The sequence below is a fragment of the Nitrosospira sp. TNL200 genome (assembly GCF_055386305.1).
Window position 1 is genome coordinate 1,581,175 of record NZ_AP041003.1, and the last position, 26,297, is coordinate 1,607,471.

A 26,297-nucleotide genomic window follows, 5' to 3' on the forward strand; every position below is an offset into this window, starting at 1 on the left:
AAAAATCATGCATAACAAAAATCTTCCCGGTTTCATCCCGTACCTTCGCGATTCCGTCTGTGTCTGCTATAGCCATTTGAAGAATATGCGAAGCATCATGTATGGCTGCAGTTTACCGGCTGCCGGGTACTTTGTCAACTTTTATATGTATAAAGTGGGTCGGATATTGCGGGAGATCCCGTATTGGCGGACATCCGGATATGCCATATCATTTTTATCCCACTTAAAATGTGTCGTTGACATGAAGAAAATGAATGTGCAAGCAATGCATTCCGGTCAGGATGATTCCAAGGCAGCCATTTCCATTCGTCTTCGTATTACGATGATAAGATTGTCATGCCTGCGACTGCATCAGGTAATGCGCTTCCATCCGCTACTGGACTGGGACCTGCTGACAGGCCCTGATGGAGGGGAGGGCGCAGTCAGGCAAATCAGTCCTTGATTTGTGTTTTCCTTTCGGGACGATGCCTGATTTTTTATTTCCGGATTCTGCATGATCGAGATCGTCCGCGTTGCCCTGCGACGTCCTTATACATTTGCTGTGCTGGCGCTGCTCATCCTGCTTATCGGGCCGCTGACGATTTTGCGCACGCCAGTCGATATCTTCCCTGAGATACGCATCCCGGTGGTCGCGGTCGTATGGCAGTACACCGGCCTGCCTCCCGATGAGATGGCAGGGCGCATCATGACGCTATTCCAGCGTTCGTTGACGACAACAGTCAACGACATCGAGCATATCGAGGCAAATTCGTACGCCGGCTCGGGCGTCGTCAAGATATTCTTTCAGCCCGGCGTGGATATCGCTACGGCCAATGCTCAGGTCACGGCAATCTCGCAGACAGTCGTCAGGCAAATGCCGCTGGGCACGACGCCCCCCCCTGATTCTCAACTATAACGCCTCGACCGTGCCGATCATCCAGCTCGCCTTATCCGGCAAGGGGATGTCCGAGCAATCGCTTGCCGATCTTGCCCTGAATACTGTTCGCCTGCGCCTGGTTACCGTGCCCGGCGCCGCGCTTCCGTTTCCCTACGGGGGAAAGACGCGCCAGATCCAGATTGACCTCGATGCGGCGGCGTTGCAGGCACGGGGCTTGACCGCGCAGGATGTAGGCAATGCCCTTGCCGCCCAGAATCTCATCACGCCCATCGGCACGCAGAAGATCGATGCCTTCGAATATACCCTGCAGCTGAACAACGCCGCTTCGGTTATCGAGGATCTCGGCGACCTGCCGATCAAGGCAGTCGATGGCGCAACGATTTACATCAGGGATGTAGCCCAGGTGCGTGATGGCAGCGCGCCGCAAACCAATATCGTGCATGTGGACGGCACACGCTCGGTGGTCATGACAGTCCTGAAGAATGGCATGATTTCCACGCTGGCCATCGTTTCCGGAATCAGGAAAAAGCTTGCCGAGATAACGCCTGCGTTGCCGGAAAATCTTGAAATCGTGCCGATCAACGACCAGTCGTTCTTTGTGCGCGCGGCCATCAAGGGGGTTGCGCTGGAAGGCGCGATCGCGGCTTTATTGACAAGCGTCATGATACTGCTGTTCCTCGGGAGCTGGCGCTCGACGGTAATCGTTGCCGTATCGATTCCTCTTTCCATACTCGGTGCGATCATCTGCCTGGCGGCGCTGGGTGAGACATTGAACATCATGACGCTTGGCGGCCTTGCGCTTGCCGTCGGCATACTTGTTGACGATGCCACGGTTACCATCGAGAGCATCAATCTCCATCTCGAGCAAGGCAAGGATGTTGAAGCCGCCATCATGGATGGCGCTACCCAGATCGCGACCCCGGCGTTCGTATCGCTGCTATGCATCTGCATCGTGTTTATCCCGATGTTCTTTCTCGAAGGCGTGGCGCGCTATCTATTCGTACCCATGGCAATGGCTGTCATGTTTTCGATTGCCTGGTCATTCCTCCTTTCGCGCACGCTCGTGCCGACCATGTCCAAATATCTGCTGCGCCCCCATGTGCAGGAAGCCGTCAAAGCGCCGCCGCGCAATTTTCCGGAGCGTTTCCAGCGCGGCTTCGAAGTACGGTTCGAGCACCTTCGCTCCCGCTATCATGTTTATCTGCAACTGGCGCTGGCGCACCGGCGTATATTTGTGATGAGCTTTCTGGCGTGTGTGCTGGCCACGTTTTTGTTATTGCCGTTTCTGGGCATGAATTTTTTTCCGTCGGTCGATAGCGGCCAGATCCTGATGCACGCGCGTACGCAGGTCGGGACGCGCGTGGAGGAAAGCGCAAACCAGTTCGCCGACATCCAGAAGGCGATCCGGAAAATCATTCCGCCAGAAGAAATCGAGGTAATGATCGATAATATCGGCCTGCCGCCCAGCAGCATCAATCTCACCTACAACAATACCGGGGTAATGGGAACGCAGGACGGGGACATCCAGATCGCGTTGAAGAAGGGTCATCAGCCCACCGAGGGCTATGTGCGCGAGCTGCGGGAACAGCTCCCTCCAGCCTTTCCCGGCGTGACATTTTCGTTTCCGCCGGCGGATATCGTCAGCCAGATATTGAACTTTGGTTCGCCGGCGCCCATTGAAATACAGGTGCGCGGCAGCGATCTCGCAGCAAACTTCGATTATGCCAATTCCCTTTTGCCGGAAATACGTCGTATTTCCGGGATTGCGGATGTTCGCATACAGCAGTCTCGAAGAAGGCCCGTCTTCGATATCGATGTCGACCGCACGCGTGCCCAGCAGCTGGGCATCACCATGCGCGACGTGACCAACAATCTGGTCGCCAGCCTTGCCGGCAGCAGCCAGGTCGCTCCGACCTTCTGGTTGAACCCGAAAAATGGCGTCCAGTATCCGATCGTGATACAAACACCGCAGTACCGTCTGGATTCGCTCGCCGCACTTGCCAATCTGCCGGTTGGCGCGAGCGGCGATATCCCGCAGGTGCTTGGCGCGGTTGCCGAATTCACGCGCACAAGCGGCAACGCGCTGGTAAGCCAGTATGATATCCAGCCGATGGTGCAGATCCATGCAGCCACGCACGGACGCGACCTGGGCGCAGTCGCAGCGGAATTGCGCCGGGTTCTCGACGATAACGCGAGTAAAGCGCCCAGAGGGTCATCCGTTTCGCTGCTCGGGCAAGTCAGCACGATGGAAAGCGCATTTTCGGGCCTGCTGTTCGGCCTGTTAGGCGCCATTGTGCTTATTTACCTGCTGATCGTCGTGAATTTCCAATCCTGGACAGATCCTTTCGTCATCATCACAGCATTGCCGGCAGCGCTCGCCGGCATCATCTGGATGCTGTTCATCACCCGCACGCCGATATCCGTGCCGGTGCTGACTGGCGCGATCATGTGCATGGGCGTGGCGACCGCCAACAGCGTGCTCATGATCAGTTTTGCGCGCGAACGGCTAGATGAGATCGGGAATGCGGCTGCCGCTGCGCTTGACGCCGGATTCGTGCGTTCCCGCCCGGTTATCATGACAGCCCTGGCGATGATTATCGGCATGGTGCCGATGGCCCTGGGCCTGGGCGAGGGCGGGGAGCAGAATGCCCCGCTTGGCCGCGCCGTTATCGGCGGATTGATCTTTGCCACCCTGGCCACGCTCATTTTCGTCCCGGTCGTTTTCAGCATCGTGCATGGAAGGCACGGCAAGGCGCCTGGGTCGGAGCTTGCAACGGAAAAACCTCATGCCACCTGATTCGGCTGCCCCCCCGGCCTCTGCCCGCAAACTTCGCCTTGCCGGCATGGCTGCCATGCTCGGCGTCCTGATTATCGTCGGCAGTGGCCTGGCCATGCGGGCGTCCGATGACAAGCGTTTGCGCGATTGGACCGACGAGCGGATTATCCCGACTGTTACGGTTCTTGAACCGGTCTCCAGCGGGGGGGCGGTGCGATTCGATCTGCCTGGCCGTCTGCAGGCCTATTCGCGCGCGCTGCTCTATGCGCGCGTCGACGGGTATCTGAAAAGCTGGAAAACCGATATAGGCGCACCGGTCAAGGCTGGAGAGTTGCTCGCCGAAATCGAGACACCCGATCTTGATCAGCAGTTATTGCAGGCAAAAGCCGACCTGGCCAGTACACAGGCGACCGCTGCGCTTGCCAGAACGACTGCTGAACGCTGGGAGCAGCTTGTGGATTCGGGGTATGCTTCAAAACAGGCTGCCGCTGAAAAAACAGGCGACTTCAAGACCAAGGAGGCTCTGGTCAAATCGGCTCAGGCGAATGTCGAGCGTCTGGTGGCATTGAAGAAGTTTACCCGCATCGTTGCTCCCTTTGACGGTATCGTCACTGCCCGTCTGACTGACATCGGGGCACTGATCAATGCGGGCAGCGGCGTGGGCCAGCAGCTCTTCGAAATATCTAATACCCGGACAATGCGGGTATATGTCAGCGTACCGCAGGTTTACGTACCCCGTATTCCGCCTGGCAGCCCCGTTGCCATCACCGTACCGGAACGGCCGGGCAAGGCCTACCCCGCGACAGTCGCGGCATCGGCGCAGGCGGTTGACAGTACTGCGGGAACGACGCTCATGCAGATTCACGTCGACAATGCCGATGGCGAGTTGCTGCCCGGGGCATTCGCAAATATCAATTTCCAGTTACCCGGAGACGAGACAGTGATGAGCGTGCCTGCGAGCACGCTGATGTTCGACAAGGCGGGATTGCGTGTTGCGACGGTGGATGCGAACAACAGGATTGTGCTAAAAACGGTGACTATCATGCGCGACCTGGGCAAGACTATCGAGCTTGCCTCGGGCCTGGTTCCTGGCGATCGCGTTATCGAAAGCCCCCCGGATGGCATCGCGGATGGCGATGGCGTGCGCATCAGCCACGCCGCGGGCAAGCCAGACAGAACCAATGGCGCGCCCAGCGGCGGCAAGGGCTTTTACTAGGGCCTGTTAACACTTCAAAGTAACTCATTGAACTCGAAGCATTACCCAGATCCTCACATCTAAATAAAACTTTTTCAAACAATGATATATGTAATATGTGTTAACAGGCCCTAGAGAACTTCAGGCCATATTCTGCCATGGCCTTGATCAAAATCCGCATCCCTATCGGATACGAGGTTCATCCTCCGATAGCATCCGCTTTTGCTCCAGGCAAGGCTGCAAAGCCGCTGTCTGGAACAGGATAGCGCCTAACGCCGGCGGGAATCCATCCAGTTCCGCATCCGTCTGGACTTCACGATTTTGTACGCGAACAGGCTCAGCAGCATCATCACGATCAGCGGCCCGATCGCGGAACGAAAGATGTTCGTGTAATTGATCATGCGTACTCTCAAGGGATACTGGTAATGCACGGGGGGTACCGCGTCTCCCGTGATGAAGACGGTATAGAGGCCCTTGTCCAGGGTCGTTTCGCCCTTGATTACGCCGTCCGGATGGTAGCTGGGCCGGACATATGTCACGGTCTCATCTTCGGCCTCGCTGGTGCCCCGTACGATGCGCATCCCCACGGGTATGTCCCGTAGCGCCTGATCCACCAAATCCACAACGAGGAATGTTTCGCCTTCCTTCGGAATTTCTGTACAGTATTGGTCTCCCGGCTCGTATTGTGGTTGATAGGCACTCAAATGCACCATGCTATTGTCGCCCATCCGCCTCATGCAGGTATCTTCTTCCATGGTTACTTTTCCATGCGCTCCGGCTGCGCCGCAGTATAGCGCCGCCGCCAATGCCAGCACCGAGATGCAAGCTTGCATCACTCGCTTTATCACCATTTATATCCTCTTTTTCACTATTGCTTGCCATGTTGTTCGCCACGGACGGCCGCCCCATTTTCATTCCCGCAATACTCCTGCCCGGGCCGGCGAAACTGTTCCAGTCGATTCCATCCAGCGGGCAACAGTCGATTCCATCCAGCGGGCAAGATAAAAACGCCGTTTAATCCTGCCAACGCTTGCACAATGAAAGTATATTAAATTCATGGCCAATGCAATCAAAATTTACAGATGGCACGAGTTGGAACGAGCTGCCTTGCCTTCGCTGTCCAGGGCCTGCCAATATTTCAGAGTATGGTCGCGTCCTTGTTTGCCCATGTCCTCCGGCTACTGCGCCAGCAATCCTTTCTCGAGATAGGCGATATCGAACGGCATGATGATGCGCGAATCGGGTGAGATCAGCGACCCATCCTTACCGGCATAGTCAAGCCGGCTCAGCATATCCTTGATGACATTGAGCCGGGTAAGCGGCTTGTCATCGGCGCGCACCACCGTCCAGGGGGTAATGAGATTATGGGTGCGCGCCAGCATCTTGTTTCGCGCCTGTGTATATTGTTTCCATTTTTTTAGCGCGAGCTCATCCAGTCCGCTGATCTTCCACTGGGTAAGCGGATCTTTCTTCCGGTCTTCCAGACGTTCCGCCTGTTCCGGTTTGCTGATGTCAAGGTAGTATTTCAGGAGTTTGACGCCGGACCGGATCAGCATATGCTCGAATTCCGGCACAGAGGTCATGAATTCTTCGTATTCTTCGTCGGTGCAAAATCCCATGACCCGTTCCACCCCCGCCCGGTTGTACCAGCTGCGATTGAACAGCACGAGTTCCTGCGATGCCGGCAAATGCCGCACATAGCGCTGAAAATACCACGAGTTGTTGTCGCGGTCGGAGGGTTTGCCAAGGGCGACCACCCGTGTTTCGCGGGGACTGAGGTGCTCGGTGATGCGCTTGATGGTTCCATCCTTTCCCGCGGCATCCCGGCCTTCGAAGATAACCAGTATCTTGTCGTTACACTGTATGAAATGGCGCTGCAGCTTGACGAGCTCGACCTGAAGGCGATAAAGCGTCTCCTTATATTCCTTTTTCGAGATTTTTGGCACTTCCATCTCGAAGTCCATTCCGTTCTTTTTTGTCTTTTTACTTTTGCTCATGGCATATCCGCTCCTGTATTGTCCGCCGCCCTGGTCTTCATGCAGAGATGCCTGTTCCTCGCGGAGGCCCATGCTGCATCATACACTTCTTCCGCAACGCATCCGCGTCCCTGCCGAACCCCGCTTATGCACGCCGGGAGCGCCTTCCTTGTCGCAGGAACGCTTTCCATGTCGAGGAACTTTTTCCATGTTGAGGCATTTTTTCCTGGTCTTCAGGAGCGCTACGTGCGCGATACATGATGGCATACATGCAGGGAACAAAAAATAGCGTATATATCGTTGCAAACGTCAGGCCGCCAATGACTGCACGGCCCAGCGGCGCATTGGTGGACCCTCCCAGCGCCATCGGGAGCATGCCCATGATCATGGCCGCCGCGGTCATGAGCACAGGGCGAATCCGGGCTTTGCCGGCCTCGATGGCGGCCCGCAGCAGGTCGCCATGCGCTTCGATGCGCTCCAGCGCATAGGCCACGACCAGTATGGAATTTGCCGTGGCCGTCCCCATGGCCATGATGGCGCCTGTCAGGGCCGGGACGGAAATATTCGTCTGGGTCAGGAACAGGGCCCAGGCGATGCCTGCCAGAGCGCCGGGCAGGGCGGTGATGATGATGAAGGGAACCAGCCATGATTGAAAATTGATGACAAGGAAGAGGTAGATCAGCACCACAGCCGCCAGAAGGCCGACAAGCAGTTCTCCATAGGTGGCGATCATGATTTCGGCCTGGCCGCTGATTTTGACGGTGGAGCCGCGGGGAAGCTCATCCTTCATCTCGTCGACGATTTTCCTGACGTCGTCCAGCACGCCGCCAAGCCCCCGTCCTTCGGCGGACACATATACTTCAATCAGCGGCATGACACCCCTGTGGGTCACCAGGCCAGGCGTGCCTACCGGCGATTGCTCCGTGAGATTGCCCAGGAGCTGATAACCCTGATCCAGGCCGGCATCCCCGACCGTCTTGACGGGAATCAAGTTCAAGTCATTGGTGCTTGCGACCTGATGTTGAGGATTATAGATATTGATCTGGTATGAAATGCCAGTCTTCAGATCCAGCCAGTATTTCTGATCGATCTGTTGGGTTCCGTTGGTCGTTATCAGCATATTCAGGGCGATATCCGCTTCGCTCCTGTCAACACCGAGCCCATATGTCCTCTGGCCTTCAACAAGCAGGGTGGGCGTGCGCATGGTTTGCTGGATCACCACATCGGAGGAGCCGGCGATCTTGCGCAGCTTGCCTTGCAATTTGCGGGCGTATTCGTAGTTGCTGTACATATCCATCCCCTTGATCTGAACATCGATCGGAGAAGGGGAACCGAAATTCAGGATTTTCGCTATCAGATCAGCTGGCTGAAAGGTGAACTCGCTCCCCGGATAGCGCTCCTTCAGGCCGTCATGGAGAATTTTCCGGATATCCCACACCGCTGATTTATCATTGAACAGGGTGATCGTCAGGTCGCAGTCCTGCGTTCCGATGGTGGGTGTCGGAATAAACGCCAGGTTATGCGGCCCGACGGGCAGGCCGCAATTGCTGATGATGGCTTCGACCTGCCCGGGAAGCAGCCGGTGGATATCGTTCGAAACGAGCGTGGTGATGCGGTTTATGGATTCCATCCGCGTTCCCAGAGGTCCCCGCATGTGCATCTGGACGGTTCCCGACCTGACCTCCGGGAAAAAATCGCGGCCGTTGAAGTAGAAGAGGATAAGGGAGAGAAGCGCGAAAGCCAGCATGATCGTGGCGAACCGGCGGCGGTTTGCAATTGTTTGTTCGAGCAGCCCGCCATACCAGCCGCAGAACCGGAGAAAGCGAACCTCGAATCCCTCCTGGAAACGAGAGAAAACCCCCAGATGATATTTTAGCCTCTGTAGAAAACCTGCAAACTTTCCCGTTGGCTTTTCCTTGCTCTGGCCACTCTCTTTTTTGTGCTTTTCTGCGTGATTTCGCTGAAATGTTGCAAATTTCCCCTCCGGTTTTTCCTCGTTCCGATCGCCATCCTTTTTACGTTTTTCTGTGCCAGGATGCACCAGAATATATTTCGCCAGGGTCGGCACGAGCGTAAACGACAGGATGAAGGACGCCAGCATGGCAAATATCACTGACAGCGCCATCGGCTTGAACAGAAAGCCCGATACGCCGGAAAGCGTGAACAGCGGCAGCCAGACTATGGATATGCATAATGTGGCGAGCAGCGTCGGAATGACGATCTGGTTTGCCGCATCGATGATTGCCTCATCGAGTTTCTTGCCCATTTTCAGGTGAGTATCGATGTTCTCGGTCATCACCGTCGCGTTGTCGACAAGAATCCCCACCGCCAGCGCCAGTCCCCCCAGCGTCATGACATTCAACGACTCGCCCAGCGCCTGCAGACAGATGACGGAGGTGAGAATGCACAACGGGATGGAAGTCGTAATGACGATCATGGGACGCCACGAGCCGAGCAAAAGCATTGCGATCAAACCGACAAGCAGGCCGGCGATCAGCATTTCATGCGTCACCTCCCTGATGGATTCCCGCACGAAAACCGATGCGTCGTTGAGGACTTCAACCTTCACGTCAGGCGGCACGATCTCCTTGATGAGCGGAAGGGCTTCCTTGACGCCGGCAACCACGTCCAGGGTCGACACATCGCCGCTTTTCATGACGACAATAGTGACAGCCTGTTTACCCTTCGCAATGATGGAGTTTGTTTGCGGCGGACCCGCGAGCTGGACATCGGCGACATCGCGCAGAAAGATGAACGAATTTCCCTCCCGCTTTATCGGAATACGGTTGAATCTCTCGATATCCGGCGGCATCGCGTTTGTCTGGACCATCCAGTCGGTCTGCTTGATCTTCATGTCGCCCGCGGGCAGCACGATATTCTGGCGATCGAAGACCGCATGGATATCGGTTGGCGACAGGTTGTGATCCAGCAATTTTTCCCTATCGAGGGATACCAGAAGCTGTATGGGCTTTCCACCGTAAGGATGCGGAACGATCGCCCCCGGGATCACGATAATCAGGGGTCTGATTCGAGCGAAGGCAAGATTGTAGAGGTCTGCCGGCGTCATGCTTTCCGAGGTAAGTTTCAGCATGACAACCGGTACCGAAGAGGCTTCCAGGCGCATGATCATGGGCGGGGAAATATCCGGCGGCAACGCCTTGACGATCGTCTGGCTTATCGCTGTAACTTCCGCTTCGGCGCCAGGGAGACTGGTGTCGGGCTGAAGAAAAATATTGGTGATGCTGATGCCGTAGTACGCCTGGCTGACGATGTCCGCGATGCCTTCCACCGTTGACGTCAATGCGCGCTCGAAATAAAAGGTGATACGGCCGGATACATCCAGCGGCAGCATGCCGGCATATGCCCAGACCACGGAAATGACGGGGATTTTGATGGAGGGAAAAATGTCCGTCGGCGAATCTCGTATCGCCCGGATTCCGAATATGACGATCAGAATCGAAAGAACCACGAAGGTATAAGGCCTGCGCAACGCGATAAGCACGAGCTGGTTCATATCATGTTTCCCCTTATACCTTGATACTTTAGGTAAAAAAATTCATTACCTGCAATACTGCACGCAAGAGGAGGCGATTCTGATTCTTTTACAGACCTTTATCGACGATCAAGGGAAGTCCCGAGAAAGTCACCGCTGGCGCGACGGTGGTTTGCGGGATGGGATACGCAAAAAGCGGCGATGCGAATGGATCTCTTCCAGAGGAAGATACGACCCCGCAGCGGGGCATCGTTGCCCCGGCTACGACCTGCCTCGCGCGCCTCATGCTCATCCCGATTCTGCCGCCAACGCGCCCGGTGAGGTTATTCAGGACTCCCCCCGATTTAGACATCGAAATGGCCCCGGAATTCGGACCGTTGGATAATTAGGAGCTTTGGTTCACAATCCAGGCAGGCCAGGTGCAGGCCCTGATTCGGCGACTAAACAGTACAACAGTACGAACGTCATCCCGGCGGGAGCCGGTATCCAGTGGCGTTCGAAACATGCTGTTTGCTGGCTTGGGGTGTATTCCGGCTCCAACCTGGAATGATCAGAATGGCCGGAATGGCTCACTGGCGTGCCGGTGGCCTTGCGGGATGGGATGCGTGAAAGGCGGAGACACCAACAGATCGCTTGTTTTCATCCCAAGGTTGAAACCACCGGCTTCAGCCGGACAGCTTTAGCTGGTGGTTGTTGAGTATCGGGCTCAGGAAGCCAGCGAAGGCAATCTGGCATTGATACGCTAGTGCTGAAAGCCGCTGCGCCGAATTCAACAATCCCGATATTTCAGCGCAGCGCGATCAGTCAGTTATGGAACCAGAACCTGTGACAAATTGTCATTTTTGTAGTTTCTATCGCTGAGATCCCGATATGGAGCGAGTGGTTTCATCAAATTAGTGTTTTTGTTGCCTCTGGCATTCTGATCCCTGTCAGGTTCAAGCGGAATCAGGGGTTTCATCAAATTATTGTTTTTGATGTTTCTATCGACGGGATCCGCATTGACATCAATTCCCCCGGCTGGTACAGGCTTGTCAAGATTTGTATATTGCAATATGCCAAAAGGTTGAATTTCACTGTCAGCGGGTAATTGATCGCGGTTCCAGCCTCCTCCCAGCGCACGGATAAGCGCCACCGATGATCTCAGCAAATCGGTCTTGATCTGTACGGAATCGATGCTTGCCGTCAGTGTGCCGAGCTGGGCATAAATGAGTTCAAGGCTGGTAGCCAGACCGCCCTTGTAGAGATCCATGGTAAGATTTTGCGTCGTGCGTGCGGCTCCGACGGCGGCGTCCTGCCGTTCGGCGGCAATAGTCATCCAGTGCGTCTTGGTCAGATTGTTCTCAACCTCACGAAAGGCATTCAGCACCGTCGAGCGGTATAAATTTTCTGTCTCGCGATAGACCGCCCACGATTGTTGCAGTTGAGCCCGGCGATAGCCGCCCTGGAAAAGCGGAATGGAAAAAGAAGACCCATAGGCCCAGAAACTGTTAGCCAGTGCGAGCAGATTGAGCCCGGAATCTTCCATTCCTCCTCCGAGCCGGATGGCCACATCCGGGAAAAAAGCGGCGCGTGCTATTCCAATGCCGCGGTTGGCCTGCGCCATCTGGCGTTCCATTGCGGCAATATCGGGCCGGCGCTCAAGTAGCGTGGAGGGAACGGTCTGCGGCAGGCTGAACCTCGCGGAAAGGAGGATATCTACCGGTTCGATCCTGAAGCTGGCTGGAGCAAGATTGAGCAGAATGGCTATGGACTGCTCCGCCACCTTGCGATCGGCATTCATCAGGGCCAGCTTCGACTCGGTAGCGAACAGCAGCGACTGGGCCCGTGCTACGTCGAGATTGGAGGCGATCTTGCCTTCGAACTGGGTCATTACGACATCCAATGAGTAGTTATAAAGGCTGATCGACTGTTTATAGATCGCGATTTGCGCATCCAATCCGCGCAGCGTGAAATAATTCGTTGCAACTTCCGCCTGCAGAATAAGGCGCGCGAGCCCATAATCGGCCGCGCGTTCTTCCGCGCGATAGATTTTGGCTTGTGCCGCATTTCGCAGTTTCGACCAGAAATCCGGTTCCCAGGATGCAATCCCATTCATCAGAACCTGGGTGTCGCTGTCAGGTTCTCCGGGAGCGCGGAAGAGGGTATGGTCGGATTGCCTGTTATTACTGCCACCGAACCCAAAGCCGAGCTGGGGAAAATATTGGGACCGTGCCTTCATCATTGAATTGCGCGCCTGAATGAAGCGTTCAGCCGCTGCCTGCAAGTCCGGGTTGGCTGCAATCGCCTGCTCTACGAGGTTGTTCAGAACGGGATCGTCATAGAGTTTCCACCAGTCGGGCCGGACCGCATCATCCGACGGAGTAGCCTTGACGAAATCACTCGTTCCCTCCCAGGTATCCGGAACAACAAATTCGGTCGGTTTATAAGTGGGCGACAGATCGAATGCAGGAAAAGGGAGATTGGCGCAACCCGTCAAGCCTGCCGCCACAAGCAGGAAACCACCATATCTGGCGCTGGAACGGCAGAAGCTTGATATAGGGGTTTCTTTTTTACGCCGCAAGTTGGTCATGGTCGGTGTCATGGTGCATGTGATCCGTTCAACGCTTGCTTCAACTTCGGATCGGACGTTTCCGAATGAGAGGCTGGTTTGGATGACTCCGGAGCTGCTTCCCTTGGTTTGTTGATCAGGTCATATCCGGGCGCGGGCGTCACGATGGTCACCTTGTCGCCGTCGAGTATGGCAGCGCTGGGATTGTTGATGATCCGGTCCTCTGTTGTGACGCCCTCGCTTAATTCGACCGTGGCGTCCAGGATTCTGGTTATCTTGATCGGCTTGAAGTGAACAATGTTGTTGTCATCCACCACAGCCACCCGCGTTCCCATCTCATCGAATACCAGGGAGCTGGATGGAATGGAAAGGTGTTTGTTCTGCACATCCACGGTCAGGGTGACCGATGCATAGGAGCCGGGCCACAGATCCTTCTCTTCATTATCAATCACAAACTGGGTAACCACCGTACGCGTGCTCACATCGAAGCCACGAGCGGTGGTCAGAAACTCGGCAGTAAATTCCCGATTGGTAAATTGCGGCACTGTCAGGTGGGCTTTCAGGCCATCATGCATCAGCGCGCCGAAGCGCTCGGGCACGCTGACGAACAAACGCAGCCGGCTGATGTCCGCGACAGTATAAAGATTGCGGACTTCACCCTGGGGCGTGCTGATCGTGCCTTCCTTGTTGATGAAATCCCCTACGTTGATGGCGCGGTTGATGACTACGCCGTCATACGGTGCAATAATCGTTTTAAACCCGATCAATGCCTCGAAGTTGCGGACATTCTGCATGGCGGCATTGACCTTTGCCTGCTGGGCCTTTGCTTCGGCCACCTTCACCGAAATCGCCTGCTCGGATACCGCCTGGTTTTTGCGCAAAGCTATCCACCGGTCCGCAGTAAGTATGGCGAGCTCGTTGAGGGCCACTTCCGACGCCAGATCCGCCTTGGCTTGCCGGTATTGGGCATCGAGCGCCGGCGCGTTGATTTCGGCAAGGACATCTCCTTTTTTGACTCTCGCTCCCCAATCCTTATGCCACATCTTGACGTAACCGGATACCTGGGCATAGATCGGCGCCTGGAACCATGCCTCGATGGTACCTGGAAGCTGGATGGTTTCCTGGGCAGGCAATGGTTCGGCATGGACGATAGCCACTGTGGGAACGTCATTTTCCATCGCCTGATTTTTTAAGGAAGCCATATCCTTCCTGGATTCAACAACCCTGTAACCCAGGTAGATAACAGAAACAAGCAGAACGATCGCAATGATTACCGTACTTTTTTTACGTGATTTTTCCATATCAGGCATTTCCATGTTGTGAAGCGATTTCCTTGTGGCCAGGAATGGGTTCCTGGTCTTTAGGAACGCTGCGTGCGTAATACATGATGGCATATACAGCCGGGACAAAGAACAGGGTATATATCGTTGCAAACGTCAGGCCGCCAATGACTGCACGGCCCAGCGGCGCATTGGTGGATCCTCCCATCGCCATCGGGAGCATGCCCATGATCATGGCCGCCGCAGTCATGAGCACAGGGCGAATCCGGGCTTTGCCGGCCTCGATGGCGGCTAGCAGCGGGTCGCCATGTATTTCGATGCGCTCCAGCGCATAGGACACGACCAGTATGGAATTTGCCGTGGCCGTTCCCATGGCCATGATGGCGCCTGTCAGGGCCGGGACGGAGATATTCGTCTGGGTCAGGAACAGGGCCCAGGCAATACCTGCCAGAGCGCCGGGCAGGGCGGTGATGATGATGAAGGGAACCAGCCATGATTGAAAGTTGACGACAAGGAAGAGGTAGATCAGCACCACGGCCGCCAGGAGGCCGACAAGCAGTTCTCCGTAGGTGACGACCATATTCGCGGCCTGGCCGGCGATTTTGACCTCGGAACCGCGGGGAACTTCCTCGTCCATCTCCTCGACAATTTTCTCGACTTCCGCCAGCACGCCGCCAAGTCCCCGTCCTTCGGCAGATACGTACACTTCGATCAACGGCATGATGCCCCTGTGGGTGACCAGGCCGGGCGTGCCTACCGGCGATTTCTGCGTCAGGTTGCCCAGGAGCTGATAATTCTGATCCAGGCCGCCTTCTCCTATCGGCTTGACAGGAATCCTGTTCAACTCATTGATGCTTGTGACTTGAGGTTGAGGCTGGTATATGTTGATCTGGTACGACATGCCAGTCTTCAGATCCAACCAGTATTTCTGGTCGATCTGCTGGGTTCCGTTGGTCGTGATCAGCATATTCAGGGCGATATCCGCTTCGCTCCTGTCAACACCGAGCCCATATGTCCTCTGGCCTTCAATGAACATGGTGGGCGTGCGCATGGTTTGCTGGATCACCACATCGGAGGAGCCGGCGATCTTGCGCAGCTTGCCTTGCAATTTGCGCGCGTATTCGTAGTTTCCGTATATATCCATCCCGTTAATCTGGACAGTAATCGGAGAAGGGGCGCCAAAATTCAGAATTTTCGCTATCAGGTCGGCCGGCTGAAAGGTGAATTCACTTCCCGGATAGCGCTCCTTCAGGCCGTCATGCAGAATTTTCCGGATATCCCACACCGCCGATTTATCATTGAACAGGGTGATCGTCAGGTCGCAGTCCTGTGTTCCGATGGTGGGCGTTGGAATAAACGCCAGGTTATGCGGGCCGACGGGCAGGCCGCAATTGCTGATGATGGCTTCGACCTGCCCGGGAAGCAGCCGGTGGATATCGTTCGAAACGAGCGTGGTGATGCGGTTTATGGATTCCATCCGCGTTCCCAGAGGCCCCCGCATGTGCATCTGGACGGTTCCCGATCTGACCTCCGGGAAAAAATCGCGGCCGTTGAAGTAGAACAGGATAAGGGAGAGGAGCGCGAAAGCCAGCATGATCGTGGCGAACCGGCGGCGGTTTGCAATCGTTTGTTCGAGCAGCCCGCCATACCAGCCGCAGAATCGAAGAAAACGGGCTTCGAATCCCTCTTGAAAACGGGAAAAAACCCCCATGTGATGTTGTAGCTTCTCCTTGAAACTGAGAGCCTGCCCCGCTGGCTTTCCGTCGCCATGCTCGCCGTGGTGGCCTTCCTTTCCGTGTCCTTCCGCATGTCCTTCTCCGTGTCCTTCCGCGTGAGGATGCTTGATGAGATATTTCGCCATGGTCGGTACGAGCGTACGCGACAGGATGAAGGACGCCAGCATGGCGAATATCACCGCCAGCGCCATGGGCTTGAACAGATAGCCCGATACGCCGGAAAGCGTAAACAGCGGCAGCCAGACAATGCATATGCATAATGTGGCGAGCAGCGTCGGAATGACGATCTGGTTTGCCGCATCGATGATTGCCTCATCGAGTTCCTTGCCCATTTCCAGGTGAGTATCGATGTTCTCGATCATCACTGTCGCGTCATCGACCAGAATCCCCACCGCCAGCGCCAGTCCTCCCAGCGTCATGACGTTCATCGACTCGCCCAGCGCGTGCAGGAAGATGAGGGAGGTGAGAATGCACAACGGAATGGAAGTGGTCACGACGATCATGGGACGCCACGAGCCGAGCATGAGCATGACGATCAAACCGACAAGCAGGCCCGCGATCAGCATTTCATGCATCACCTCGTCGATGGATTCCCGCACGAAGACCGACGCATCGGTGATGATTCTCACGTCCACATGGGACGGCACGATCTCCTTGATACGCGGAATGGTCGCCCTGATGCCGTCGACCACGTCCAGGGTCGATGCCTCGCCGCTTTTCATGACGACGATAATGACGGCCTGCTTCCCGTCCACCATGACGGAGTTTGTTTGCGGCGGACCCGCGAGCTGGACATCGGCGACATCGCGCAAAAAGACGAATGAATTTCCTACCCGCTTTATTGGAATATCGTTGAATTCCGGAATTTCCGGCGGCATCGCGTTTGTCTGGACCATCCAGTCGGTCTGCTTGATCTTCATGTCGCCCGCAGGCAGCACGAGATTCTGACGATCGAAAGCCGCATGGACATCGGTTGGCGATATATTGCGAGCCAGCATCTTGTTCTGATCGAGGGATACGAGGAGCTGCTTGGGTTTTCCACCGTAAGGATGCGGAACAATCGCCCCGGGGATCACGACAATCAGGGGCCTGAGCTGGTTATAGGAAAGGTTATAGAGATCTGCCGGCGTCATTTCGTCCGAGGTGACCTGCAGGCTGGCTACCGCTACCTGAGAGGCTTCCAGACGCATGATCATGGGCGGGGAAATATCCGGCGGCAACTGCTTGACGATCGTCTGGGCTATAGCGGTAACTTCCGCTTCCGCGCCAGGGAGATTGGTGTGGGGCTGAAGAAAAATATTCGTGATGCTGATGCCATAATACGCCTGGCTGACGATGTCCGCGATGCCTTCCACCGTCGAGGTCAGGAAGCGTTCAAAGTAAAAAGTGATACGGCCCGACACATCCAGCGGCAACATGCCGGCGTAAGCCCAGACCACGGAGATCACGGGAATCTTGATGGTGGGAAAGACGTCGGTTGGCGCGTGCCGTATCGCCCTGACTCCGAATATGACGATCAGGATCGAAAGAACCACGAAGGTATAAGGTCTGCGCAACGCGATAAGTACTATCTGGTTCATACTATGTTTCCTCTTTTACCTTCAGTAGAAAATTCATTTGCTTACAATATTGCCCGCAGGGATGAGGCAATTCTTTCAAGTTTGGACATGCAGCTTCCAGCCTTGCGCCTCCAGACGGTCTGAACAGGGTTATTGCCGATTCCCTGCCAGACCCAGGAGTTGATCGCCAGGCAGAATATTGCAGGTATCCGGTTCGCCTTCGCCATGTGCTCGATCGCTGCGTCGCTGGATGGCTCAGCAGGTTGTGATGGCCAGATTGGCTGCCCGATATCGATAAGATGGACGTTGCAGTACCGGCCCCCGGTATCGAAGCGCAGCTGATTCGGAAGTGTCTGATTAGGAAGCGTTCTGGCAATCAAAAGGAAGATGGCGCCGAAGGCCGCGGTAGCCGGATTATTTCCCGATGCGATGGCGATCGCCGCGGCCACCGAGGATATTTTTGCGATGCGTCTCCCCGTTTCGCTAACCTGGAGGGTGGGAAAGCTCTGAAGCTTGCTGGTATGCTTCAGGGCATAGTTGAATCCAATCTCGGCAGCCTCGTCGTCTGTCTTTCCGATAGCGCGGGGGAAAACAGCCTGGCACATTGCAAGGATCTGGTTCACGTTGAGGCCCCAGGCCCCGAGGATCGTTGCCGATGCGGCCACGGCTCCGCAGGCGATTTGCTGGGGGCGAGTGCCTGTTGCGGCCCACTGTGCCGCATTGGCTACCGCGCTCGAGATGGCTTCGCTTACGACTCGCATGTTATCCGCATTCAGGAGTCCTATGACTCCCCCCGAGTGGTCCTTGTCGTAGTGGCTGACCAGGAGAGGGTAATCGTGATCTGTGAGGATGGGATCGATAAAATTTTGCACTGTCTCCGCATAGCCGAGTACTCCGCCATCAATCAATATCGTTCGATGCCGCCCGGCTGCCACGTCTGCCGCGACAACGAGCGCGCTTTCTTCCCGCTCGACGTCAATCGTATGGATGGTGAGTTGCAGGGCCATGAGCTTGCAAGTTTTCCTTCCAAAATGAATATGTGGTTTGCACACCCGGGAGTGTGCTGCCAGGGTGAGTTCAAGTTATCACACCTTTTGTCAGGGGAACATGATATATCGGTGGTTATTTTGTGAATGATGTCAAGGGAATATCATGTATTAGTGGTCATTTTGTGAATACTGCGTCCGGAATGACCAAAGCCGCGCTGGCGGCCGCAGAAAATATGAAAGGGGAATATGCTGGCCGAGATGCAGGTTTTTGCTCTGGAGAAGATGCAGGATGGTCTGTCTTTTCCCGCCGGGAATATTCATGTGTCTGGCATATATTTCGAGGATGCGCGCGAGAGATCCTGGCACTTCAGGCGGTGTTGCAGCGTGGCTCGAGATATCGACGATACGGGGCAGGCCGCCGGTTCCCCTGGCACAGGATTCAGAAAAACCGGCTGCTAAAAATATATCTCCTCACTCGTGCTCTCCCCCTCGTTTCGCTCCGGGGAGCGATCGAAGCGGGAAAGAAAACCGGCGTCGCCACGGGAAGAGGTGAGGGTGGAGTCATGGCCGATCATGGCCTGAAGCAGGCAATATCAATGCCGGGTTGATGCAACCGGCAGGAGTCGATGGCAATGCTTCGAGTGATTTGCGCGTACAGATGTACAGATGTACAGATGGATGCGGCAACCGCGCATCCCATCTCGCAAAGCCGCCGTTACTCGCCGTCGGGTCAGCGAGAACTTATTCAGCGCTTCCCTGACGGGTCTTCCCGGGACCCATCCGGCTTTTCAGCTTGCGCAGGATAGGTGGTGTAACCCATCGTTTTCCTAGGAAAGCGCTGAACAAATCCTCACTGAGCGCGTTGCTGGTAAAATCGGGATGATCATAAGGCGCGCGACGAAGGTCGTAGCTGGGACTACGATGCCAAGGAGCGCAACGCTATGGTTCCCCAGAGCGTGGCCCGAGGGGCCCCGCGAGCGGGGATCGGGCAGCGGCGGGGATGCCAGAGCGCGCCAAAGTATACATGGGGCGCCAGCAGCCCGCTACGGGGTCGCATCTTCCTTCGGAAGACACTGCTCCGCCCTGCGCGGTCTCGCCCGATTTTGCTGCAACCCTTATGGGGCAGGGCTTTACGAGCAGTCTGCCTTGTCAGGCTCCTAGCGAAGGGGATCAACCATTCGCGTCGTCGCCTTTCGCGCATCCCATCCCGCAAAGCCACCGCCGCGCCAGCGGAGATTTATTCAGCGCTTCCCTAGCGCTGGATAGATGCTTTTTGATGGATTGCGTTTCACTTCATCCATCCTGCCGTTGTTATAGTTGCTGCAGTTGCTGCCGATGATTTCAAAATGGAATCTGACCAGGACGCGTCGTTCAGGCGGCGCATATCCGACGGATTACGCGATTTTTACGGCACCTGGCTGTGCCTTGCCCTGCTCCACTCTCCCCAATCTGCCGCATTCAGGATGATGATGTTGGGATTCAGGGGTAGGGGGTAACTTGTTCAGCTTTCAGCTGGTAGCCCGCCTGGCCGAATTCGGACTCCACGCTTCGGACCTGCATGATACCGCTGACCCACATGGTATCCATGGTTCGCATGCCCGCCACCGGCCTGGCCGCCCTGACATGGATGATCTGGTTGGGTGGGGGAGGGGGTGTGTGAATACAGGCGCCGAAATAGGGGACCAGTAAAAATTCCTTCACCTTGCTGCCGGATTTCTCCAGGGGAATAACGAAACCGGGAATGCGGATGCGTTCGCCATTCAGCGCCGGTTCCACTGGCGCATTGCTCCATGCCTCGCGCATTTTTTCCAGCGCCTCCATGGCGCGTGGATCGCTGTCCTTCAGATTTTCCAGCTTTAACCCCTTCAGCGAAGCCATGGGATCCCAGTTCCTGGGCATCAGGTCATCCCAGTTCTTCTCCTTGTATGCAGCGGCAGAGCCGGGTGCAGAGCTGCCTGGGCTAGCTGGACTAGCGGATCTGGCTTTTGCTTTGCCGGGGTCCGGCGCCAGCTGGTCCCCGACCTTGTAGTCCCGGTTTCCGGAAGGCGCGGGGGAACCGGCAGAGCCGGCGGAAAATACCGGCGATGCCAGCAGGAAGAAAGCAAGAAGGAGGAAGAAACCAGGCAGCCGGAAAACAGCTAATTGAATTGAATGAGTTGAATGAAATTTCGCCATGCGGCGCATTCTCCTATAGTCTGGGCGTCAATCCATCGGCGAGGGATAGCCGGTAAGCGCGGTAGCCCGGTATCAGACTGGCCAGGAATCCAGTCGCCATGACAAGCAGCAACAATTGAAGCGTCTCGGGGGATAATCCAGCATGCAGCGTAATGCCCAGATGCGCTTCGAGCATGGACGCGGCGAAGAAACTGGCGGCAAACAAGCCCGACAAGCCCAGCAGCGAGCCCGTGAGTACCACCATCGCCCCCTCGATTGCCAGCAGAATCAGCACCACGAGCGGGCCTGCTCCCACGGAACGCAGGATGGCCAGTTCGCGCCGGCGCTCGCCCAGGCCCGCAAGCACTACCGCCACCAGTCCGCTCAAGCCGACGGCGACCACCAATACGGAGATCCCCAGGAGGGATTTTTCCACGATGCTGACGATGGACCAAAGTTCATCCAGCGCGACGCCCGGCAATACGGCCAGCAACGGCTCACCTTTATAGTGATTGATGAACCGCTGCACCTGGAACACGCCGGCGCGGTTTTTCAGCCCTACCAGGGCGGCTGTTATTTCCTTGGGCGCAAGATCGAATTTGCGCACATATTCCGCAGGTATGGACAGTCCGGGCAGGGGGGCGCCGCCCTGCCAGTCCAGATGAATTGCCTGGATGGCCTGGAGGCTGACATGAACGCTGCGATCGACGGGCAATCCCGTGCGCGCGAGTATGCCCGCAACCTTGAATGGCTTGTCGGAATGTTCCGCCAGGCCCAGGTCGCCGGTTCCATGATTGAGCACGATGCGATCTCCGACATGGTAATCCAGCTGGCTCGCAACCTCGGCACCGATCACCGCATCGAAAATATCGGCAAAGGGATGCCCGGCGGTAAAAGCCAGCGATCTGCCATCTCCATAACGAAAGTGTTCGAAATAATCCAGGTTGGTCCCCACCACTGCGAAACCGCGGTGGGAGTCTCCCAGCGAAATGGGAACCGCCCACGCGACTGCAGGATGGGTGACGACCGCCTGGAAGCTCGACCAGCGGATATTGTGCGTCGCATCGCCGAGGCGAAACACGGCATAAAGCATGAGCTGGATCGGGCTCGTTCGCGCCCCGACAACCAGATCGGTCCCCGATATTGATTGAGCGAAGCTCTCCCGCGCCTGTGTCCGCAATTGTTCCACGCCCAGCAGCAATATGACGGAAAGCGCGATGCTGACCGCCATCAAGCCGAGGGTGGCGCGCCGGTTCCATGCGCTGGCAAGCGCGAGGGAGAGCAGCGGCTTCAGCCCACTCTCCCGGCGAGCTCATCTTCTTTGCTCGTCCTTGCCGCTGCGTTTGTCGTCAATTTTCGTAAAAACGGGCTTCCCGCTTGAGCAGGTCGTCGATGGTCAGCCCTTCGGGCACGAACCCGTCGAATACGGTTCCCAAGCGTTTGGTTTTCAGAAATTCCAGGTTAGCCCGGTAAGCACGGGGAGGCAGCGGAAAATAGTGGGTCCCCCGCGCCGCCGCAGACGCATTTTTCATATAGAACTCGACGAATTCCCTGACCTCCGGCCTCTCCGCCGCCTTCATGTTCACATAGATGAAGATGGGACGGGATAAAGGCTGATAGGTTCCATTTTCGACGGTTTCAGTCGATGGCGTAATCGCCTCGCCAGTATCGTTATCGATGGCAACCGCCGTGACCTTGTCCTGGTTTTCCGCATAATATCCAAAACCAAGAAAACCGAGCGCATTTTTGTCACCCGCCACGCCCTGAAGCACGACGTTGACATCATCTTCCCTGGATGCAGTGAAATCGCTGCGGCTGGCTTTTGGCTCGCCCATGATCGCCGTGGTGAAATAATCGAAGGTGCCCGATCCCGGTCCTGCGGCGTAAAGCTTGAGCTTCTGGTCAGGCCATGCGGGATTTACCTGGCTCCACCTGGTGATTTTGTTCGTGGCGTCGGGTTGCCAGATTTTCCTCAACTCGTCGACGGTCATGGTTCTACTCCAGTTATTGTCGGAGTTGACCACCACGGTCAGCGCATCAAAGGCCACCGGCAATTCCACGTATCGCACGCCAGCCTTGCTGCAGGCTCTCATTTCCTTTCCCAGGATGGGACGGGAAGCGTTGACGATATCTATTTCCTGGCGGCAGAATTTTGCAAAGCCCCCGCCTGTTCCGGATATGCCAATTTTTATGCCGATTTTGTCCTTTTTTGTTTCCTTGAAACTCTTCGCTACATTGTTGGTAATGGGATACATCGTGCTGGAGCCATCGATCCTTATCTCCGCATTGGCGCCCGCGACGTTGGGAACCATGACCAACGGGACAAGCGCAGCAATGAGAACAACTACTTCAAGGATGCGGGATTTAAACATTTTTTCCTCCTTTTCCTAAACAGGCTATTGAATCCGGCAGATGAAAAAATAGCCCAATTTTGCCGTAATCACTGTGAGACACGCTTTGCGACCGTTCTTGTCAGATTGTTCGCGAAGGAAGCAGTCGTTTGCATCATCGCCTTTCGCGTACCCCAATCCGCCGAGCCCCATCGCACCAGCGGAGATACGCGTCCTTAAGTATGAACTATTGCACCCAGGATGAACATCTCCGGCGGGAATATGCACCCATTTTCCGATGTCATCGAATCTGTTCTCATATTGCATATGCCGTATTAAACCTGAATCCGGCAGTTGACCGCTCATTTTCCGGTTTGGGACCATGATCCACAAAGACTTTCCGCAGTGCTCGACGTTAATCGGTATGGTGAGTTCGCTACAGGGCAAGTTGCGCGATTTTTCGGCACATGCCTGCTTTGCAACTCCCTGGAATGGAATGGCCATTGCGCGTCGCAGCACTTTACCCTGCACTCCGCCTGCACTCCGGAAACCGCACACTCCACCCTGTCCAACTGCCGGGGGGTAAAAGATCCGGCAACGCATCTCCATGCATCCGGTATGCTACCGGAATCGCGGGAAGAGAAAGGAAAATCGATGCTCGGGGATTGTATCGGGGGTGCAACACGCAGAATTACTATGATGCGGCGGCGCGGCCTGAATAAACACTTGGCTCATTCCCGCGAAGGCCGAAATTCAATAGCTTGAAACAGCCCTTGGATTCCGGCTCATTGCTGGCGCGATGTCCGGAATGACGAAGATTTTTTATGCAATAAATTTACGATTTATCACTCCACGCTTCCATGAATGCAGTCATTTGTCGGGTTACACTGCGCTAACCCGACCTACGGGAATGGAGATATTCCGTTGGAACAGTTTGATCAATTGCTCTTGATCTTGCTGTGCTTCTGGAGTACGGAATACCCCCTCACGCCTGGTTTGTCGCATTGGCACGCCGCGCAGTAGCCGCAGGTCGGATTAGCGCAGCGTAATCCGACATCGGAGCTGCCAGCGTCGCATCATGGATCAATAGACGCTGGGTACAAACATTTCTCTGGGCACCGGATGCCGCAGGTAGTCAGGATTATGAACCCGATCCGGAAGTATGACGGAGTCATGCTCTATTTCGCCGTAGGGAATCTGCGCCAGGAAATGATGAATACAGTTGAGCCGCGCTTTTTTCTTGTCCACGGCCTCGACTACCCACCAGGGAGCCTCATGAATATGAGTGCGTTCCAGCATGGTTTCCTTGGCCTTGGTATATTGCTCCCAAAGACGGCGGGACTCCAGATCCATGGGGCTCAGCTTCCATTGCTTCAGGGGATCGCGGATTCGCATCAGGAAACGCACGAACTGTTCGTCATCGGTAATGGAAAACCAATATTTGATCAGGATGATGCCGGAACGAACCAGCATCTTTTCAAACTCGGGAACGCTACGGAAGAACTCTTCATATTCCTCTTCGCTGCAAAAACCCATGACTTTTTCCACGCCAGCCCGGTTATACCAGCTCCGGTCAAAAAGAACGATTTCCCCGCCGGATGGCAAATGCGCCACGTAGCGTTGAAAATACCACTGGGTGTGCTCCCTTTCGCTCGGAGCGGGAAGGGCGGCTACCCGGCATATCCGGGGATTGAGACGCTGGGAGAAACGTTTTATCACTCCACCCTTTCCTGCGGCATCGCGGCCTTCGAATAAGACAACCACCTTCAATTTTTTGTGCACGACCCAGTCCTGCAGCTTGACCAATTCTCCCTGAAGGCGAAAAAGCTCCTTGAAATAGAATTGCCTTTCCACCTGCATTTCATCCACCGGCCTCGTAGCGTCGGCGACCAGTTCATCCATGCGGAAATCATCGATTTCCATTTCCAGCTCCTCGTCAAGGCTATCCATCATGTCTGCATGGACATGGCGCTCCAGTTCCGGGGATTTGTCGTCGTAATCCAGGCTCATTCAACTTCTGGCATCGATTTAAAATATTCTGGCAAACAGCCAATATAAGGATCCGGAAAGAATCATGGAGGCAGGAAGCGTCAGCACCCAGGCCATGGCCAGATTGCGTACGGTACCCCATTGCAGGCCGGATTTATTGGCGGCCATGGTGCCTGCCACGCCCGATGACAGGACCTGAGTGGTGGAAACCGGCAAGCCATAGAGATCAGCAACCCCGATAGTGGTCATGGCGACCAATTCCGCAGATGCTCCCTGCGCATAAGTCAGGTGGGATTTCCCGATCTTTTCGCCGACGGTCACCACGATGCGCTTCCATCCCACCATCGTGCCCAGACCCAGGAATATGGCCACCGCCACCTTCACCCAAAGTGGAATGAATTTGGTTGCCTCATCGATATTCTTTTTGAAAGCCTTGAGATTTTTTCGGGTATTGTCACTGAATTTAACGGCGTCATTCTTTTCCAGGAAACGGATGGTCTCCGAGGTCAAATACATATCGTTGCGGACATTCCCGACCGCCTCCATCGGTATGCGCTTGAGGCTCCCGTGCTGCTCGATCTGATTGCCGATATCCTTGACCATGCCAGCCAGCGCGGACAGCACTTCGGGGTTGTACTCCTTGGTACGCACATACTCGGAAAGCACTGCGCGAGGCTCTTCAGGAACAGCGGTCGTAACGGTCTTGAGCAGGGATTCGTGGGTGACGTGAGAAACCGCTGCAAACTGGGTCATCTGATCGGCCGGCATGGCCCGATTCAAGGCATACGCCATGGGCACCGTGCCGATCAGGATCAGCATGATCAGTCCCATGCCTTTCTGGCCGTCATTGGAGCCATGTGCAAAAGAAACGCCTGTGCAGGTCAGTATCAGCAGGCCGCGAATCCAGAATGGTGGCGGCGTGTTTCCCCTCGGGTTCCCGGTATAAAGCCTGGTTCTTTACCAACGCCCGCATCGCCCACAAGAGCAGCGCGGCACAGCAAAATCCAATCACCGGCGAAAGCAGCAGGGAATATCCAACCTTGCTTGCCTGGCCCCAATCAACCCCGCTGGTTCCGTCCCGTCCATGCATGAGCGCGTTGGCGAGGCCGACTCCGATAAATTACAAAGCCGGACTGCGTGCCAGCGGTTATGCTTACGCATAGTTGCGAAAGAAGCTCTTTCAGCCTGCAAAACGATGAAAATCAGGAGAGGAGGGGATGTCAGGGCCAGGGTAACGCTGAACAAATCGCGACTGTAGACTGTAGAGTGGGTGGAGTGAAACGCAACCCACTAAAGACATCTATCTACTATCTAGTGTGGTGAATCGTAAATTCATTTCATAAAAACCTCCGTCATTCCGGACGCCGCGCCAGCGGTGAGCCGGAATCCAAAAGC

General features: G+C 55.6%; 18 protein-coding genes. 4 read left to right on the plus strand and 14 right to left on the minus strand.

All coding sequences use genetic code 11. The annotated features are described in order from the left end of the window. The first annotated feature begins 493 nt into the window (after positions 1-493). The 3 genes from ACZ5CE_RS07025 to ACZ5CE_RS07035 are packed head-to-tail and all read left to right on the plus strand — an operon-like array spanning position 494 to position 4,869. Complete coding sequence (locus ACZ5CE_RS07025) at positions 494-895, plus strand: efflux RND transporter permease subunit (RefSeq protein WP_464577249.1); 402 nt, start codon at positions 494-496, stop codon at positions 893-895. Between the two features lie 10 nt (positions 896-905). Further along, positions 906-3,674, plus strand: coding sequence for an efflux RND transporter permease subunit (locus ACZ5CE_RS07030; protein WP_464577250.1), 2,769 nt, complete (start codon positions 906-908; stop codon positions 3,672-3,674). Then, positions 3,664-4,869, plus strand: a complete 1,206-nt coding sequence (locus tag ACZ5CE_RS07035; protein ID WP_464577252.1) for an efflux RND transporter periplasmic adaptor subunit — start codon at positions 3,664-3,666, stop codon at positions 4,867-4,869. The genes ACZ5CE_RS07030 and ACZ5CE_RS07035 overlap by 11 nt, the downstream gene beginning before the upstream one ends. Positions 4,870-5,117: 248 nt before the next feature. On the opposite strand, the gene ACZ5CE_RS07040 is transcribed toward ACZ5CE_RS07035, so the two are convergent. The 8 genes from ACZ5CE_RS07040 to ACZ5CE_RS07075 form a co-directional block, all read right to left on the minus strand. Further along, positions 5,118-5,699, minus strand: coding sequence for a hypothetical protein (locus tag ACZ5CE_RS07040; protein WP_464577253.1), 582 nt, complete (start codon positions 5,697-5,699; stop codon positions 5,118-5,120). 327 nt (positions 5,700-6,026) lie between these two features. Beyond that, a complete protein-coding gene (gene ppk2, locus ACZ5CE_RS07045) occupies positions 6,027-6,845 on the minus strand; it encodes a polyphosphate kinase 2 (RefSeq protein ID WP_464577255.1) in 819 nt (272 codons plus the stop codon). Between the two features lie 124 nt (positions 6,846-6,969). Further along, positions 6,970-10,338, minus strand: coding sequence for an efflux RND transporter permease subunit (locus tag ACZ5CE_RS07050; protein WP_464577256.1), 3,369 nt, complete (start codon positions 10,336-10,338; stop codon positions 6,970-6,972). Positions 10,339-10,426: 88 nt separating this feature from the next. After that, the gene (locus ACZ5CE_RS07055) at positions 10,427-10,669 is read right to left on the minus strand and encodes a hypothetical protein (RefSeq protein WP_464577258.1); all 243 of its coding nucleotides are present in this window, start codon (positions 10,667-10,669) and stop codon (positions 10,427-10,429) included. A 456-nt stretch (positions 10,670-11,125) separates the two neighbouring features. Continuing rightward, on the minus strand, positions 11,126-12,898 hold the full coding sequence (locus ACZ5CE_RS07060) for an efflux transporter outer membrane subunit (protein WP_464577260.1): 1,773 nt from the start codon (positions 12,896-12,898) through the stop codon (positions 11,126-11,128). Beyond that, a complete protein-coding gene (locus ACZ5CE_RS07065; RefSeq protein WP_464577261.1) occupies positions 12,895-14,166 on the minus strand; it encodes an efflux RND transporter periplasmic adaptor subunit in 1,272 nt (423 codons plus the stop codon). The genes ACZ5CE_RS07060 and ACZ5CE_RS07065 overlap by 4 nt, the downstream gene beginning before the upstream one ends. Position 14,167: 1 nt before the next feature. Next, positions 14,168-17,461 carry an efflux RND transporter permease subunit gene (locus ACZ5CE_RS07070; RefSeq protein WP_464577263.1) on the minus strand — a complete coding sequence of 1,098 codons (3,294 nt, stop codon included), beginning with the start codon at positions 17,459-17,461 and terminating at the stop codon, positions 14,168-14,170. A gap of 41 nt (positions 17,462-17,502) precedes the next feature. Then, positions 17,503-18,447, minus strand: a complete 945-nt coding sequence (locus ACZ5CE_RS07075; protein WP_464577265.1) for a hypothetical protein — start codon at positions 18,445-18,447, stop codon at positions 17,503-17,505. Between the two features lie 228 nt (positions 18,448-18,675). On the opposite strand from ACZ5CE_RS07075, the gene ACZ5CE_RS07080 reads away from it, so the two are divergent. After that, positions 18,676-18,888, plus strand: a complete 213-nt coding sequence (locus ACZ5CE_RS07080; protein WP_464577267.1) for a hypothetical protein — start codon at positions 18,676-18,678, stop codon at positions 18,886-18,888. 1,020 nt (positions 18,889-19,908) lie between these two features. Here ACZ5CE_RS07080 and ACZ5CE_RS07085 read toward each other — a convergent pair. From ACZ5CE_RS07085 to ACZ5CE_RS07110, 6 genes are all read right to left on the minus strand, one after another. Further along, positions 19,909-20,604 carry a DUF3299 domain-containing protein gene (locus ACZ5CE_RS07085; protein ID WP_464577268.1) on the minus strand — a complete coding sequence of 232 codons (696 nt, stop codon included), beginning with the start codon at positions 20,602-20,604 and terminating at the stop codon, positions 19,909-19,911. A gap of 13 nt (positions 20,605-20,617) precedes the next feature. Next, a complete protein-coding gene (locus tag ACZ5CE_RS07090) occupies positions 20,618-21,814 on the minus strand; it encodes an ABC transporter permease (protein WP_464577270.1) in 1,197 nt (398 codons plus the stop codon). A gap of 118 nt (positions 21,815-21,932) precedes the next feature. Further along, positions 21,933-22,955, minus strand: a complete 1,023-nt coding sequence (locus tag ACZ5CE_RS07095; protein ID WP_464577272.1) for a PstS family phosphate ABC transporter substrate-binding protein — start codon at positions 22,953-22,955, stop codon at positions 21,933-21,935. A gap of 1,041 nt (positions 22,956-23,996) precedes the next feature. Next, a complete protein-coding gene (gene ppk2, locus ACZ5CE_RS07100; protein WP_464577273.1) occupies positions 23,997-24,923 on the minus strand; it encodes a polyphosphate kinase 2 in 927 nt (308 codons plus the stop codon). An 18-nt stretch (positions 24,924-24,941) separates the two neighbouring features. After that, on the minus strand, positions 24,942-25,805 hold the full coding sequence (locus ACZ5CE_RS07105) for an inorganic phosphate transporter (protein WP_464577452.1): 864 nt from the start codon (positions 25,803-25,805) through the stop codon (positions 24,942-24,944). Beyond that, a complete protein-coding gene (locus tag ACZ5CE_RS07110) occupies positions 25,747-25,992 on the minus strand; it encodes a hypothetical protein (protein WP_464577275.1) in 246 nt (81 codons plus the stop codon). Before ACZ5CE_RS07110 ends, ACZ5CE_RS07105 begins: the two co-directional genes overlap by 59 nt. Positions 25,993-26,297: the final 305 nt, after the last annotated feature.